Origin of the sequence: Geobacillus sp. Y412MC52 (assembly GCF_000174795.2) — a bacterium.
In the GTDB taxonomy this organism is placed as follows: Bacteria; Bacillota; Bacilli; order Bacillales; family Anoxybacillaceae; genus Geobacillus; species Geobacillus thermoleovorans.
Map to the genome: position 1 here is coordinate 1,516,355 of NC_014915.1, position 14,589 is coordinate 1,530,943.

Here is a 14,589-nt window from a genome sequence, read left to right on the forward strand (position 1 = left end):
TCATTATAATACGAAATATATAGGTCGTATTCTGGAATTGATATTCTGATATTCGGAACAGAGGGGCGACGATGAACAAAACGGTGTTAAAAACAAAAGAACTGCTTGATTTGTTTCTCGATTGCGAACGGTTGACATTGCCGGAGATGGTCGAACGGCTTCGGATGCCGAAAACGTCGGTGTATCGAATGGCCCAGTCGCTTGTTGTCCTCGGTTTTTTGCAAAAACGAGGCGATCACTATGAGTTGGGGCTATCCTTCTTGACGTTTGGCGCACTCGTCGCCGAGCGGCTTGATATTCGCCGGGCGGCGCTGCCCGTGATGAAGCGGCTGAAAGAGGAGACGAACGAAGCGGTGAATCTTGTCATTCGCGACGGTGATGAGGCGCTGTATATTGAAAAAGTCGACACGTCCGAGCCGGTGCGCGTCTATACGAAAGTCGGGCGGCGCGCCCCTCTGTATGCCGGGGCGTGCCCTCGTGTCTTGCTCGCGTTTATGGACAAGGCGGATCGGGAACGTTATTTAGAACAAGTCGAGCTTGTCAAAATCGCCAAACATACGGTGACCGACAAAGAAGCGCTGCGCCGGTTGTTGGAAGAAGACCGGTGCCGCGGCTATACGGTCAGCTATTCTGAGCTGGAAAACTATTCGGCCGCCGTTGCCGTGCCGATTTTCAACCATGAAGGGGCGGCGGTCGCCGGGCTGAGCGTCGCCGGGCCGGAACAGCGCTTTTCGCCAGATGATGTGGCGCGCATCGTTCCGCGATTGAAGCAGGCGGCGATGGACATTTCGCGCGAACTCGGCTTTCGGGGGAAGGGATGACGGTGGAGTATACGTTGTTTCCATTATGCGAATATGCGGTGACGGTTCGGTTTTCAGACCGCATTGACGAGGACGTGAATGATATCGTCCACCAAACGGCCGCCCGGCTTCAGGCCGAGCGAAAAGAAGGCATCGAGGAGATCGTGCCGGCGTTTTCGTCGCTCACCATCTACTATGATCCATTGATGATCGATTACATCGGCATAGGCGCATGGCTAAGGAAAAACATCAGGCGGTCTGAACAAGCGGTGCGGCGTTCGGCGCGGACGGTCGTCATTCCCGTCTGTTACGGCGGCGAATTCGGTCCGGATTTGCCGGATGTCGCTCATTTCCATGGGATGACAGAAGACGAAGTGGTAGCGCTCCATTCGGCCGGACGCTACCGAGTTTATATGATCGGCTTTTCTCCTGGATTTGCCTATTTAGGAGGGTTGTCGCCGCGCTTGGCGACGCCAAGGCGGTCGGTGCCGCGCACAAAAGTGCCTGCCGGTTCGGTCGGCATCGCCGGCGGACAGACGGGCGTCTACCCGCTTGCGACGCCGGGCGGCTGGCAACTGATCGGTCGAACGCCGCTGAAGCTGTTTGACCCGCACCGAGAGAAGCCAAGTTTGCTTGCGGCTGGTGATATCGTCGCGTTTCAGCCGATTGGGGCTGATGAATTTGCACGTTGGAGCGAGGAACATGATTGACGTCATCGAGGCTGGGTTGTTTACAACCGTGCAAGATGGCGGGCGTTTTGGCTACCGGCATGCCGGCGTGCCGGCGGGCGGGGCGATGGATGCGTGGGCGTATCGCCTGGCTAATGCGCTTGTCGGCAACAACGGTGATGAGGCGGTGCTTGAGGCGACGATGGCCGGACCGACGCTTCGGTTTCGCGTCGAGGCCGTCGTTGCGGTATGCGGCGGCGATTTCCCGTGTACGCTCAATGGGCGGACGTTTGCACTTTGGAAGCCGATGGCTGTTGAGCCGGGCGATGTGCTCGAAGTAGGGGTGTGTCGGACGGGGTTTCGAGCGTATATCGCTGTATCAGGCGGCATCGACGTCCTGCCCGTGATGGGCAGCCGTTCCACGTACGTTCCAGCCCAGCTTGGCGGGCTTTCAGGCCGCCCGTTGCAGCGGGGCGATGCACTGCCGGTCGGCGTTACTCATGGGCGTCGTGTTATCGGCCGGATGCGTTGGGGTCTTGCTTCGGCCGCCCGCCGCTATATCGGTGGGAAAACGAAAACGGTGCGCGCGGTTCCCGGTCCGGAGTATGACGAATTTACGCCGGCGAGCCGCCGCCAGTTTTTCGCCGCCCGCTATGAGGTGACGACGCAGTCCGATCGGATCGGCTATCGGCTTTCCGGTCCAACGTTGGCGCTTGTGCGCGAGCGGGAGATGGTCTCGGAAGCGGTCGTTTTCGGCACGGTGCAAGTCCCAGCATCCGGCCAGCCGATCGTATTGATGGCGGACAGCCAGACGACCGGCGGCTACCCGCGCATCGCCCAAGTCGCGGCTGTGGATTTGCCGATTCTCGCGCAGGCTCGCCCGGGTGACTTTATCCAATTTCAGCCGATCGGGCCGGAAGAAGCGATGTGGCTTTATAAGGAACAACAGCAACGGCTGGCTCGATGGATTACGGCCATTCGTCGTCAATGGGAGGGAGAACGGTGAGGACGATTGATTTGAATTGCGATTTCGGCGAAAGCTTTGGGGTGTATAGGCTTGGGCAGGAAGAAATCTTATCGTACGTGACCTCTGTCAACATCGCCTGTGGGTTTCACGCCGGCGACCCGCTCGTCATGCGGCGGACGGTGCAACTCGCCATCCAGCATGGCGTTGCCATCGGCGCCCACCCGGGGGTTCCGGATTTGCTTGGCTTCGGACGGCGGGCGATGGCCGTTTCGCCGGAAGAAGTGTATGCGTACGTCGTCTACCAAATCGGTGCGCTGGCTGCGTTTGTGAAGGCGGAAGGCGGCGTGATGACGCATGTGAAGCCGCACGGCGCCTTGTACAATATGGCGTCGAAAGACGCGGCGTTGGCCGAAGCGATTGCCAAAGCGGTGCATGATGTCGATCCGATGCTTGTCTTATACGGCTTGTCGGGAAGTGAGCTGATCCGAGCGGGTCGCGCCTACGGCTTGTGTACGGCGAGCGAAGTGTTCGCCGACCGGACGTATCAGGCGGACGGTTCGCTCACCCCAAGAAGCGATCCGCGCGCCATCATCGCGGATGAAGACGAAGCGGTCACGCAAGTGCTTATGATGATCCGCGACCGGCGCGTTCGCTCGGTGCAAGGGACGGACGTGGCGATTGAAGCCGACACCGTCTGTCTCCATGGCGACAATGAACAGGCGGTGCGATTTGCCAAGCGGCTCTATCAAGCCTTGCAAAACGAAGGCATCGCCATTCAGGCGGTGCAACAACGGAATAATGGGTGATCGAGAACGACTCATTTCCCACGTACAGCTTTTTTGGTCGGACGGCGTTGTTTCAGTCGCCCCCTCCTACACAGCTTTTCGTTTTTTGTGCTCTTTTTTGCTAACCGCCACATGAAATCAGCATTCATGACAGTCACCTGTTCGATTGGTTACAATAAAAAGTAAGACGATGGAAGGAGAAAGGGGAATAGAGATGTATTATGCCATTCCAACAGTGGTTGTCAGCGAATGCCTCGGCTTTTCTGCCTGCCGGTATAACGGCGATATCATTCGCAATTCGTTTGTCTCTCGTTTAGGGGAGTTTGCTCGGCTTGTGCCTGTATGCCCAGAAGTGGCCATTGGGCTTGGGGTTCCGCGGGAGACGGTCCGACTTGTGAAACGAGGCGAGGAAAGGCGGCTTGTGCAGTCGTCGACGAACCGAGATTGGACGAGGGAAATGAATGAATTTGCCACCTCCTTTGTTTTTGACAGAGGCGGAGCGGGCCGCGCCCCCTGGATACTCTTTGTTCAGCGCGGTGCAGTTTGGATACGTTTTGATTTTGGCTGCCGCTTCGGCCGAACGGAACGAGTCGAAGAAAAAGCTGGCTGCGAGCGCAAAGGAAAGGACAAGCGAGATCACGAATCTCATCATGTGTTCCTCCTCTTTGCAACGTAAGCTTTTCTAGAATCATATTTTGCCATATTTGCTTTCGTCTATCAACCAAAAACGAACAAGCAAATGATGACGGGCCAAGAAAGGGGAAACGGTATGCACGGAGCAGACATCAAAGCGATCGTCTTTGATTTGGACGGAACATTATACGAGGAAACGGAGCATTTTGACTATTATGCCGAGCAGGTGGCGAAACGTCTTCGTGAAGCAGATCGGCGGCGGTTTTGGGACGATTACCGCGCGGTGCTCGCCGATTGTCATCCGCTTCGCATCGGGAGCATGTACGATGCGAAAGAAGATTTGATTGTATGGCTCGAAGAAGGCGAGGTTCGTGAGGTGTTCCGCTGGAGCGGCGAGCCGTTGACGAAGCGGGAAATCGAAACGGTTTACACGAAGCCGGTGGCGGTCGACTTGGACCGCTTTTTCAGCATCGGCGACCTTTGGTGGGTGCCAAGCTCGATCGGCCGCCATTACGGATTGACGAACGAAGACACCTACGCGGCGTTTTTGGAGACGCGCGAATGGATGATGGGGCCGGAATTCAAAATGAACGGGGCGCCGAGGTTGGCGGAGACGCTCGCCGAGTTGCGCGAAAAAGCGGTGCTTGTGTTGATGACGAACAGCCCGGAGTCGGACAGCGAAGCCATTTTGCGGAAGCTGGGGTTGGCAGATGCATTTGACCATAAAATTTTCCGAGCTGCCAAACCGATGAAAACGGCCGCCCACTTGGAAGCAATCCGGGCGCGTTTTGGCGTCGACTATCGGCAAATGCTTTGCGTCGGCGACAACATCGGCAATGACATCGCGCCGGCCCGCCGGCTCGGCTGCCGGACGATGTTGATCGACACCTATGGCTTGGCGAAACAAGGGGATGCAGATTTCATCGTCGCTTCGACGTCGGCGTGTGTGCCGGTGCTGCGCCGCCTGTTGTAGGCGGTGTATTTTTGTTTTGTATATTCGGAAAATTATTGAAAATATTCATGAAAGCGTGTACAATAAAAAACAACCGGCTATATACCAACCGGTCAGTAAAAAAACTATCCAATGCTGCTTGCGCGGCGGTTGCCGCAGTGAACGATCGCGTGAAAAGGAGGAGGGGAACGGAATGAATACGAGACATTACCCGTATTGGCCGAAACGGCTCTCAAAAACGCTGGCTGTGCCGGAGACGACGCTGGTCGACCATTTGGAAACAACGGCGAAGCGCTATCCGAACAAAACGGCGATTTACTATTACGGAGCGGCTTATTCGTACAAACAGCTGCTCGATGAAGTGAACGCGTTGGCCGGCTATTTGCAACAAAAGCTGTCCGTCAAACCGGGCGACCGCGTTCTATTGTACATGCAAAATTCTCCGCAGTTTGTCATCTCCTACTATGCCATTTTGCGCGCTGAAGCGATCGTCGTGCCGATCAATCCGATGAACACCTCAGAGGAGCTTTCCTTTTACGTCAATGATTGCGAAACGAGAGCCGCCATCGTTGGGCAGGAGCTGCTTGACAAAGCGGCCCCGCTCCTTGGACGAACGGCGTTGGAACAAATCATCGTCGCCGCTTATTCTGATTATGCTTCCGATGAATCGCCGGTTTCGCTTCCGGCTGAAGTGGCGGCGCCGCGGCGGGCCATTGGGGATGAGCGCATTCTTTTATGGGCGGACTGCCTCGGCGCCCAATTGCCGCCGCTTCCATACAACGGCCATGTTGATGACATCGCCGTCTTGCCATACACATCCGGGACGACCGGGGTGCCAAAAGGCTGCATCCACCCGCACCGGACGGTGAACGCCAACATCGTCGGCGCCTACCACTGGGGCGATGTGACGAGCGATTCGGTCGCGTTGGCGACGCTGCCGTTTTTCCATGTCACGGGGATGGTCCATAGCATGCATACGCCGATTTTCGCCGGCGCCGCCATGGTGTTGATGACGCGCTGGGATCGGGACGCGGCCGCCCGGCTGATTGAATTGCACCGCTGCACGCATTGGGTGAACATCAGCACGATGCTGATCGACTTTTTGGCCAACCCGGCGCTTGGCCGGTATGACATTTCCTCGCTTTCGAGCATTTCCGGCGGCGGAGCGGCGCTTCCGGAAGCGGTCGGGGAAAAATTGTTCCAGCTCACCGGCGTCCGTTATTTTGAAGGCTACGGGCTGACGGAGACGATTTCGCAGACGCATTTCAATCCGCCGGACCGGCCGAAATTGCAATGTCTCGGCGTTCCGTCGTTTGACGTCGACGCGCGCATCATCGACCCGGCGACGGGGCGGGAGCTTGGCGTCGGCGAAGTCGGGGAGATCGTCGTTTGTGGTCCGCAAGTGTTCCGCGGCTATTACCGGCGTGAAAAAGAAACGGAAGAAGCGTTCATCGAGCTCGACGGCAAGCGGTTTTTCCGCACCGGCGACATCGGGCGGATGGATGAGGAAGGCTACTTTTTCATCGTCGACCGCGTCAAACGGATGATCAACGCTTCTGGATACAAAGTGTGGCCGACCGAAGTCGAGTCGCTTTTGTACAAACATCCGGCTGTTCAGCAGGCGTGCGTCGTCGGCGTGCCGGATCCGCGCCGCGGCGAAACGGTGAAGGCGTTTATCGTCCTTCATGACGAGTATGTCGGCAAAGTAACGGAAGAAGAGATCATTGAATGGTCCAAGACGCAAATGGCGGCGTACAAATATCCGCGCCTCGTCGAATTCCGCTCGTCGCTGCCGATGACGTCAAGCGGCAAGTTGCTTTGGCGAAAATTGCAGGAAGAGGAATATGAAAAAGCGGGGAAAGGGGTGAACGCCTGATGGCGAAGACGGTCGAAACCGTCCTTGGCCCAGTGCCGGTGGAACAGCTTGGCAAAACGCTCATCCACGAGCATTTCCTCTTCGGCTATCCAGGGTTTCAAGGCGATGTGACGCGCGGCACGTTCCGCGAAGACGAGGCGCTTCGCGTCGCAGTCGAGGCGGCGGAAAAGATGAAGCGGCACGGCATTCAAACGGTTGTCGATCCGACGCCGAACGACTGCGGGCGCAACCCGGCATTTTTGCGGCGCGTTGCTGAAGAGACGGGACTGAACATTATTTGCGCCACCGGCTATTATTATGAAGGGGAAGGGGCGCCGCCGTACTTCCAATTCCGCCGGCTTCTCGGAACAGCGGAAGATGATATTTACGACATGTTTATGGCCGAGCTGACCGAGGACATTGCCGATACCGGAATCAAGGCGGGTGTCATCAAGCTCGCCTCGAGCAAAGGGCGCATCACCGAGTACGAAAAGATGTTCTTCCGCGCTGCCGCCCGCGCGCAAAAAGAGACGGGTGCGGTCATCATCACCCATACGCAAGAAGGAACGATGGGGCCGGAACAAGCCGCCTATTTGCTTGAGCACGGCGCCGATCCGAAAAAAATTGTCATCGGCCATATGTGCGGCAACACGGACCCGGACTATCATCGAAAGACGCTTGCTTACGGCGTTTACATCGCGTTTGACCGCTTCGGCATCCAAGGGATGGTCGGCGCGCCGACTGATGAGGAGCGGGTGCGGACGCTCCTTGCTCTGCTCCGCGATGGGTACGAGAAACAAATTATGCTGTCGCATGACACTGTCAACGTTTGGCTCGGTCGTCCGTTTACGCTGCCGGAACCGTTTGCGGAAATGATGAAAAATTGGCATGTCGAGCATTTGTTTGTGAACATCATCCCCGCGCTGAAAAATGAAGGAATCCGCGACGAAGTGCTTGAGCAAATGTTCATCGGCAATCCGGCGGCGCTGTTCTCGGCTTGACGCCGTTTGCAAGGTCGATAAAAACCGCGTTTTCTTCAAAATCGTTGTTGCGAACGCGCGGAAAAGCGGTTGTTTATCATCCTGAACCGAGAAGACCCCACACTTCCACGCGTGAGCGTAGGTGGAGAGCGTTCAAGAGCGAAATCTCCATGGTCCGAGCGTTTTTTTCGTTCCATCACCAGCTTTTTTGGGCAACGTTGTGTTGCCTGCAAAAGGCTGTTCAAAAGGTGAATAGAAAACCGCCGTCATCAGGCTTCAATTGGCCGACGGCGGTTTTTTTGTTTGGACGGGAGTCCGTTTTTTTCCATTCCCATGAATAATTTTCCTGTTGGGTTGAACAATAAGGAAAGACATGAGTAAAAGCGAAAGGGGGAGAAAAGGTGCCGTCCATCGAAAAGAGACTCCTGCTCTTCTCTTTCGTTGCCATCGCCTTGTACGTGTCGCCGTACTTTGTGCTCGGTGAAGATGCGCATATGCGCGTTCATGACAATTTGGATTCCAACATCGCTTGGTATAAGGTGCTCACTCGAAGCGGTGAGCTGTTCGGACCGGTCGATGGGGTCATTCCGCAAATCATCAACGGCCTGCCGCGCAACGCGTTCGGCACAGAATTCAGCGGCATCGTTTGGCTTCACGCCCTGTTTCCATCCATTTACGCCTATGGGCTCAGTCAAGCCGCAACCCGCGTATTGGCGTTCATCGGCATGTATTTGCTGCTGCGAAAACATGTGCTGCCGGGCGAGCGCTGGGGATGGATTCGCATCGGCTCTTCGTTGACGTTTGCCTTGACGCCGTTTTGGCCATCGGGAATGTTAAGTACGCTCGGGATGCCGCTTGCGCTTTGGGCGTTTTTAAACATTCGGGGCGGCGAGCGTTCATGGGTGAACTGGGCGGTGTTGACGCTTTTGCCGCTCTATTCGAGCTTCGTGCTTGGATTTTTCTTTTTCTTGAGCGCGCTTGGGATTTGGTGGCTCATTGATGTCATCCGCGGCAAGGGTTGGAATTGGCGGTTTTTGGCGGCCATCGTCTATATGACGATGCTCTATTTGGCGGTCGATTACCGGCTTGTCCATTCGCTCTTGTTTTCCAATGAGCCGACAAGCCGCGACGAATATTTCCACGCCCGTCTGCCGCTTTGGCGCGTCATCCGGCTGACGTTCAAAAACTATGTGCTCGGCCACACCCACGTCATGACCGTGCATGGGCTCGTCATTTTACCGGTGACGCTCGTTGCCTTGTACATTGTATGGAAGCGGAAAAGCTGGCGGCGGGAGAAACTGTTTTTGATTTTGCACGGGTTGAACTTCGCGCTGTCGACATGGTATGCGTTTTGGTTTTACAAAGGATGGCTGCCGCTCACCGAACGGTTTGATTTGCTCGATAAGTTCAATTTCGCCCGCTACCATTTTTTGCGGCCAATGGTGATTTACGTCTTGTTTGCACTGGCGCTGAAAATTTTTTGGCAGGAAGGCCGAAGGTGGCGGGCGGTCGGTGCGGCGGCCATTGTCTTGCAGCTTGTCGTGCTTGCTTTATGCAATGAGGAAATCGTCTACCGCGACAAGCCGTCGTTTCGCGAGTTTTACGCGGAAAAGCAATTTGCCGCCATTCGCCGCTATATCGGCCGCCCGGTGCATACATACCGTGTCGCCAGCATCGGCATCCACCCGGCGATCGCTCAATACAACGGCTTTTACACACTCGATACGTACAACAACTTTTATCCGCTCGAATACAAGCATCGGTTTCGCCGCATCATCGCCAAGGAGCTCGCGAAAAACAAAAAACTGCGCCAGTATTTCGATGAATGGGGCGGGCGCTGCTATTTGTTCGTCGATGAGCTGGGCAAGCGGTATATGTTTCAGAAAAACTCGAAGCGGACGATTCGCAACTTGGAATTGAACACAAACGTGTTTTATGACATGGGCGGACGCTACATTTTTTCAGCGCTGCCGATTGAAAATGCCAGCAAAAACGCCTTGAGCCTTGAGCGGGTGTTCCGTTCCAAAGAGTCCGCGTGGACCATCTATTTATACAAAGTCGTGCCGGAGGGAGGAAGGTGACATGTTCGAACCGACGTTGGCTATTGTTGTGCCGTGTTACAACGAAGAAGAGGTGCTGCCGGAGACGATCCGCCGCTTACGGGAGTTGCGCGAACAATTGATTGAAGAGCAGCTCATTTCATCCAACAGCGCGCTTTTGTTCGTCGATGACGGCAGCTGTGATGACACATGGAAGATCATATACAAAGCGAGTTTGCGCCACCCGGAAGTGAAAGGGCTGAAACTGGCGCATAACGCCGGGCATCAAAACGCGCTGCTTGCTGGGCTGTTCGCCGCGAAAAGGCATGCCGATTGCCTCATTTCGATCGACGCCGATTTGCAAGATGATGTAGCGGCGATTCGGGAATTTGTGCAAAAGTTTCGCGAAGGCTATGACATCGTCTACGGCGTGCGCCGGCGGCGCGATGCCGATACATGGTTCAAGCGCCATACGGCGCAAGGGTTTTATCGGTTGATGAAGGCGTTTGGCGTCGATCTCGTTTACAATCACGCCGACTATCGCCTTATGAGCCGGCGCGCTGTGGACGCGCTTGAACAGTTCGGGGAAGTGAACTTGTTTTTGCGCGGCATCGTTCCACTTTTGGGCTTTCGGTCGGCGACGGTTTATTATGACCGAAAAGAGCGGCTGGCCGGGAAAACGAAATATCCGCTGAAAAAAATGATCGCCTTTGCGCTTGACGGCGTGACGTCGTTCAGCGTCACCCCGATCCGTTTCATTTCGCTCGTTGGGTTTCTCTCGTTTGTCGTCAGCTTGATGTTTGGCGCCTATTTTCTTTTTCTCAAATGGGTCGGGCATACGGAAACGGGTTGGACGTCGCTCATTACGTCCATCTGGCTGTTAGGGGGCTTGCAGCTGATGGCGCTCGGGCTGATTGGTGAATATATTGGAAAAATTTACAAAGAAACGAAACGGCGGCCGCGCTATATCATCGATTTGGATTTGTGGAATTGGCCGCTGCCGCAGCGGCTGTCGCCGGCGGCGCCGCCCGAAGAGGGAGGGGCGGCCGAATGGCCGCGTTCGTAATGGAACAAAAAGGGAGGTGCGCTTTGGCGGCCGCCTTTTTTCTTTGTCTTGCAATTCAAAAAAAGAAAGAGTAGACTGATGGATGGGGAGAATGGATCATTCCATTGGCCGAAAATACGGCGAAAGTCAGTGTATGGCCGGCGAAAAGGCTTGGAAAGGGGAGAAACCGGAAATGGCCAATTGGCATGAATGGGCGGAACTGCTCGAGCGGGTAAGAGAGGAGAATCCGCTCGTCCATAATATCACGAATGTCGTTGTGACGAATTTTACGGCAAATGGGCTGCTTGCGCTTGGCGCTTCGCCGGTGATGGCGTATGCGAAAGAGGAAGTGGGCGAGATGGCGAAGCTCGCTGGAGCGCTTGTCCTCAATATTGGGACGTTGAATGACCAAGAGGTGGAAGCGATGCTTGTCGCCGGCCAGGCGGCCAATGAAGCCGGCGTGCCGGTCATTTTCGACCCGGTCGGGGCCGGGGCCACGCGCTACCGGACGGAGACGGCGCGCCGCATCGCGGAACAAGTCAAGCTCGCCGTGATCCGTGGCAATGCGGCGGAGATCGCCAATATGATCGGTGAGGCGTGGGCGATTAAAGGAGTCGACGCCGGCGGAGGAAGCGGCGATCGAGTGGCGTTGGCCAAACGGGCGGCGGAGCAGCTCGGCGCCGTTGTCGCGATTACTGGAGAAGAGGACGTCGTTGCGGACGGACAGACGACGTATCTTATTCAGAACGGCCATCCGTTGTTGACAAAAGTGACCGGAGCGGGCTGCTTGCTGACATCGGTTGTCGGAGCGTTTGCGGCCGTTGAGCGCGATGCGGCGGCAGCGGCGGTGGCCGCGCTTGTGTATTACGGCGTCGCAGCGGAGCAGGCGGCGGCCAAAGCCGGGGAGCGCGGACCGGGCAGCTTCCAGACGGCGTTTTTGGACGCGTTGGCGTATACAAGCGTCGATGATGTCAAACGGCATGGCCGGGTGGAACAACGGTAAAAGGGGAGGAGAAACACGATGGTGTACAAAGCGTTGACGATTGCCGGGTCGGACAGCGGCGGCGGCGCCGGCATCCAAGCCGATCTCAAAACGTTCCAGGAGCTCGGCGTCTTTGGCATGTCAGCGATCACGGCGGTGACGGCGCAAAACACACTTGGCGTGCAAGGCGTCTTTCCGCTGTCGGCGGAAGCAGTCGCCGCCCAGATCGAATCGGTGGCCGCCGATTTAGGCGCGGATGCGGTGAAAACCGGCATGCTCTTTAGTGCCGAGATCATTCGTACGGTTGCTGAACAAGTGAAAAAACATAAATGGGAGCGGCTGGTCGTCGACCCGGTGATGATCGCCAAAGGCGGCGCTCCGCTGTTGCAAGAGGAAGCGGTGGCCGCGCTGAAAGAAGAGCTGCTGCCGATGGCGCTTGTCATTACACCGAACATTCCAGAAGCGGAAGCGTTGACGGGCGTTGTCATCCGCACGATGGATGACCGCCGTGAAGCCGCGCGCCTCCTCCACCGGATGGGCGCCCGCTATGTCGTCGTGAAAGGCGGCCATGACGATGATGGCGAAGAAACCGTCGACTTGCTGTATAACGGCAGCGAATTTTCCTATTTTAAAAGCAAGCGAATTGACACGCGCCATACGCACGGAACGGGGTGTACATTTGCCGCGGCGATCGCCGCTGAGCTGGCGAAAGGGCGGCATCCTGTCGACGCTGTCGCGACGGCGAAGGCGTTTGTGCAATCGGCGATTGCCCATCCGCTCGGCATCGGCCAAGGCCATGGGCCGACGAACCATTGGGCGTACCGCCAATACGGAGAGTGAGAACGATGGCGCGCATCGCGAGCGGTGAAATGAAGGAGCGGCTGGCTGTTTACTTCATTATGGGAAGCCAAAACAGCGAACGTCCGGCCGCCGATGTGCTGAAAGAAGCGCTTGACGGCGGTGTGACGTTGTTTCAATTCCGTGAAAAAGGGCCGGGCGCTTTAAAAGGGGCGGACAAAGAGGAGCTCGCCCGGCAGCTGCAGCACCTTTGCCGCGCTTATGGGGTGCCGTTTATCGTCAACGATGACGTCGAGCTGGCTCTCGCCATTGATGCCGACGGCGTCCACGTCGGTCAAGACGATGAGGACGCGCGGCGCGTGCGGGAAAAAATCGGCGATAAAATTTTGGGCGTCTCAGCGCACAACGTCGAAGAAGCGATGGCGGCCGTTGAGGCGGGCGCCGATTACCTCGGCGTCGGCCCGATTTACCCGACCAGTTCGAAAGAGGATGCAAAGGAAGCGCAAGGACCGGATGTTCTCCGCCGCTTGCGCGAAGCCGGCATCACCATTCCAATCGTCGCCATTGGCGGCATTACGGCTGCGAACGCCAAAACCGTTGTGGAAGCCGGGGCGGATGGGGTATCCGTCATCAGCGCCATCGCTTCGGCTCCGTCGCCAAAGGCGGCGGCCGCCGCCTTAGCGGAAGCGGTGCGGGCAGCCCGCACGCGCTGAATGAAAAAGTCGGTTTCCACTTGTAGGAAAAGCGCCATAAATGGAAAAAGGTGTCCCGTTGATATTTCGGGACACCTTCTTTTTTGACGGCTAGGTCGTTGTCTGCCGCCAGTTCGGCCATCGCCATTCCAACAGCGGCCGCACGAGCCGGACGACCGGCTTGCTTCCAAGGATGAGCATCATGGCAACCGACAGTGCAAGCAGAAGCGGATAGCCGTGCACATCCATAATAAAGTCTGGGAATGGCGTCTCGTGCAAATATTTTAAAATAAACCCGTGCAAGATATAGATGTAAAACGTGCGCGCCCCTAGCACGGAAAAGGAGAAGCGACGGCTCGGGATGAGCGACAGAAAGCCAAACATCATGAGCAGGCTCGCCCCATAAATGGCGAGGCGGCTCGCAATGCCGGCTGGTTCCGAGACGCCGAGCGTATCGTACGATTTCGAGCCGTACAGCCAATCTTGCGGCAAATCCGGAAACCCGAAATGGATGACGAAAAACATGCTAACAAGCACAAATAGCGAAACGAGGCGCACTGGGGCGGCAAACAAGCGCTCGATCGCCGACTTTTGAAAGAAAAATCCAAGCAAAAAGAACGGGAAAAACGTGAGCGTCCGCGACAAGCTCAGCCATTTTTCCGCTTCCATCATGCCGCCGGTCAAGCCGAGAAGAAGCGCCATCGGCAATGCGATCCGCTTTGGCAGCCGGCCGAACCATAACAGCAGCACGTTCCAGCTAAACAGGCTGAGCAAAAACCATAAACTCCAATGCGGGGTCAATAAGTCAAGTTCCAGCGACTGTTTGTCATACAGGAAGAAATAGTAGATCGAATACAGCAGCTGGAACAGAACGTACGGGATGAGCAATTTTTTCGTGATTTTTTGCAAGTAGCCGTGCTCATGGAATTTTTTGGCGAAATAGCCGGAAATGAAAATGAACGCTGGCATGTGGAAAAAGAAAATCCACGTATACAAGCTGTGCACCCATAAGACGCCGTCAATGTACGGGCGTAGAAAGTGGCCAAACACGACGAGGAGCATGAGCGCGCATTTCGCGTTGTCAAAATAATAGTCCCGCTCCTTCATAGTGTTTCCTCCCTCTAGAAATGTTGATTTATCAAGGCTTTTCGGCCCCTCAGGGGTGTCCAAAAAATATTTTTCGACAAAATCCCTTACATCCTTTTTCAGTTTTGTGGATATCTTACAGACCTAGGGTGCGCTTCGCGGCCACGGCTGGGGATATTTTCCTTCCGTGGGGAGAAGCGTATTCGATGCACCCTTTGGATCTCCGCGTCGCTGATGAGGACGAACCCTCCCATGTCTCCGGGCGTCTTCGCGCCAACATTCCCTCGTTCGGTCTCGTCATCAGGCG

The 14,589-nt window shown here is 56.1% G+C and carries 15 protein-coding genes; 13 read left to right on the top strand and 2 right to left on the bottom strand.

Annotated elements, in window-relative coordinates:
* Window positions 1-71 precede the first annotated feature (71 nt).
* From GYMC52_RS07500 to GYMC52_RS07535, 8 genes are all read left to right on the top strand, one after another.
* Entirely contained in the window at window positions 72-821 is a 750-nt protein-coding gene (locus tag GYMC52_RS07500) for an IclR family transcriptional regulator (protein WP_013523621.1), read from the top strand.
* Window positions 818-1,510: a 5-oxoprolinase subunit PxpB gene (gene pxpB / locus GYMC52_RS07505; RefSeq protein ID WP_013523622.1), complete on the top strand. Its 693-nt coding sequence runs from the start codon at window positions 818-820 to the stop codon at window positions 1,508-1,510. Before GYMC52_RS07500 ends, pxpB begins: the two co-directional genes overlap by 4 nt.
* Window positions 1,503-2,474 (top strand): biotin-dependent carboxyltransferase family protein, encoded by a 972-nt coding sequence (locus GYMC52_RS07510; RefSeq protein WP_013523623.1) that lies wholly within the window; start codon window positions 1,503-1,505, stop codon window positions 2,472-2,474. Before pxpB ends, GYMC52_RS07510 begins: the two co-directional genes overlap by 8 nt.
* Window positions 2,471-3,241: a 5-oxoprolinase subunit PxpA gene (locus tag GYMC52_RS07515; RefSeq protein WP_013523624.1), complete on the top strand. Its 771-nt coding sequence runs from the start codon at window positions 2,471-2,473 to the stop codon at window positions 3,239-3,241. The genes GYMC52_RS07510 and GYMC52_RS07515 overlap by 4 nt, the downstream gene beginning before the upstream one ends.
* A 193-nt stretch (window positions 3,242-3,434) precedes the next feature.
* On the top strand, window positions 3,435-3,896 hold the full coding sequence (locus GYMC52_RS07520; RefSeq protein ID WP_230982751.1) for a DUF523 domain-containing protein: 462 nt from the start codon (window positions 3,435-3,437) through the stop codon (window positions 3,894-3,896).
* Between the two features lie 93 nt (window positions 3,897-3,989).
* Entirely contained in the window at window positions 3,990-4,826 is an 837-nt protein-coding gene (locus GYMC52_RS07525; RefSeq protein ID WP_013523625.1) for an HAD family hydrolase, read from the top strand.
* 172 nt (window positions 4,827-4,998) lie between these two features.
* Window positions 4,999-6,681 carry a long-chain fatty acid--CoA ligase gene (locus GYMC52_RS07530; RefSeq protein ID WP_013523626.1) on the top strand — a complete coding sequence of 561 codons (1,683 nt, stop codon included), beginning with the start codon at window positions 4,999-5,001 and terminating at the stop codon, window positions 6,679-6,681.
* A complete protein-coding gene (locus tag GYMC52_RS07535; RefSeq protein WP_013523627.1) occupies window positions 6,681-7,661 on the top strand; it encodes a phosphotriesterase family protein in 981 nt (326 codons plus the stop codon). Before GYMC52_RS07530 ends, GYMC52_RS07535 begins: the two co-directional genes overlap by 1 nt.
* A gap of 220 nt (window positions 7,662-7,881) precedes the next feature.
* On the opposite strand, the gene GYMC52_RS19590 is transcribed toward GYMC52_RS07535, so the two are convergent.
* Window positions 7,882-8,052 carry a hypothetical protein gene (locus tag GYMC52_RS19590; RefSeq protein ID WP_155467694.1) on the bottom strand — a complete coding sequence of 57 codons (171 nt, stop codon included), beginning with the start codon at window positions 8,050-8,052 and terminating at the stop codon, window positions 7,882-7,884.
* Here GYMC52_RS19590 and GYMC52_RS07540 point away from each other — a divergent pair.
* The 5 genes from GYMC52_RS07540 to thiE all read left to right on the top strand — a co-directional run bounded on the left by GYMC52_RS07540 (window position 8,042) and on the right by thiE (window position 13,217).
* Window positions 8,042-9,721: a DUF6044 family protein gene (locus tag GYMC52_RS07540; RefSeq protein WP_013523628.1), complete on the top strand. Its 1,680-nt coding sequence runs from the start codon at window positions 8,042-8,044 to the stop codon at window positions 9,719-9,721. The genes GYMC52_RS19590 and GYMC52_RS07540 overlap by 11 nt on opposite strands.
* A 1-nt stretch (window position 9,722) precedes the next feature.
* Window positions 9,723-10,745: a glycosyltransferase family 2 protein gene (locus tag GYMC52_RS07545; protein WP_013523629.1), complete on the top strand. Its 1,023-nt coding sequence runs from the start codon at window positions 9,723-9,725 to the stop codon at window positions 10,743-10,745.
* 172 nt (window positions 10,746-10,917) lie between these two features.
* Window positions 10,918-11,727, top strand: coding sequence for a hydroxyethylthiazole kinase (thiM, locus tag GYMC52_RS07550; protein ID WP_013523630.1), 810 nt, complete (start codon window positions 10,918-10,920; stop codon window positions 11,725-11,727).
* An 18-nt stretch (window positions 11,728-11,745) separates the two neighbouring features.
* Window positions 11,746-12,546, top strand: a complete 801-nt coding sequence (thiD, locus tag GYMC52_RS07555) for a bifunctional hydroxymethylpyrimidine kinase/phosphomethylpyrimidine kinase (RefSeq protein WP_013145494.1) — start codon at window positions 11,746-11,748, stop codon at window positions 12,544-12,546.
* Window positions 12,547-12,551: 5 nt separating this feature from the next.
* A complete protein-coding gene (thiE, locus tag GYMC52_RS07560; protein WP_013145493.1) occupies window positions 12,552-13,217 on the top strand; it encodes a thiamine phosphate synthase in 666 nt (221 codons plus the stop codon).
* Between the two features lie 90 nt (window positions 13,218-13,307).
* Here thiE and GYMC52_RS07565 read toward each other — a convergent pair whose 3' ends face one another.
* Window positions 13,308-14,303: an acyltransferase family protein gene (locus tag GYMC52_RS07565; RefSeq protein ID WP_013523631.1), complete on the bottom strand. Its 996-nt coding sequence runs from the start codon at window positions 14,301-14,303 to the stop codon at window positions 13,308-13,310.
* Window positions 14,304-14,589 lie beyond the last annotated feature (286 nt).

What these genes read in the sequence shown, in the direction of transcription:
- GYMC52_RS07500 (WP_013523621.1), top strand. Translation starts at nt 72, where the DNA reads ATGAACAAAACGGTGTTAAAAACAAAAGAACTGCTTGATTTGTTTCTC.
- pxpB (WP_013523622.1), top strand. Translation starts at nt 818, where the DNA reads ATGACGGTGGAGTATACGTTGTTTCCATTATGCGAATATGCGGTGACG.
- GYMC52_RS07510 (WP_013523623.1), top strand. Translation starts at nt 1,503, where the DNA reads ATGATTGACGTCATCGAGGCTGGGTTGTTTACAACCGTGCAAGATGGC.
- GYMC52_RS07520 (WP_230982751.1), top strand. Translation starts at nt 3,435, where the DNA reads ATGTATTATGCCATTCCAACAGTGGTTGTCAGCGAATGCCTCGGCTTT.
- GYMC52_RS07525 (WP_013523625.1), top strand. Translation starts at nt 3,990, where the DNA reads ATGCACGGAGCAGACATCAAAGCGATCGTCTTTGATTTGGACGGAACA.
- GYMC52_RS07530 (WP_013523626.1), top strand. Translation starts at nt 4,999, where the DNA reads ATGAATACGAGACATTACCCGTATTGGCCGAAACGGCTCTCAAAAACG.
- GYMC52_RS07535 (WP_013523627.1), top strand. Translation starts at nt 6,681, where the DNA reads ATGGCGAAGACGGTCGAAACCGTCCTTGGCCCAGTGCCGGTGGAACAG.
- GYMC52_RS19590 (WP_155467694.1), bottom strand. Translation starts at nt 8,052, where the DNA reads ATGGACGGCACCTTTTCTCCCCCTTTCGCTTTTACTCATGTCTTTCCT.
- GYMC52_RS07545 (WP_013523629.1), top strand. Translation starts at nt 9,723, where the DNA reads ATGTTCGAACCGACGTTGGCTATTGTTGTGCCGTGTTACAACGAAGAA.
- thiM (WP_013523630.1), top strand. Translation starts at nt 10,918, where the DNA reads ATGGCCAATTGGCATGAATGGGCGGAACTGCTCGAGCGGGTAAGAGAG.
- thiD (WP_013145494.1), top strand. Translation starts at nt 11,746, where the DNA reads ATGGTGTACAAAGCGTTGACGATTGCCGGGTCGGACAGCGGCGGCGGC.
- thiE (WP_013145493.1), top strand. Translation starts at nt 12,552, where the DNA reads ATGGCGCGCATCGCGAGCGGTGAAATGAAGGAGCGGCTGGCTGTTTAC.
- GYMC52_RS07565 (WP_013523631.1), bottom strand. Translation starts at nt 14,303, where the DNA reads ATGAAGGAGCGGGACTATTATTTTGACAACGCGAAATGCGCGCTCATG.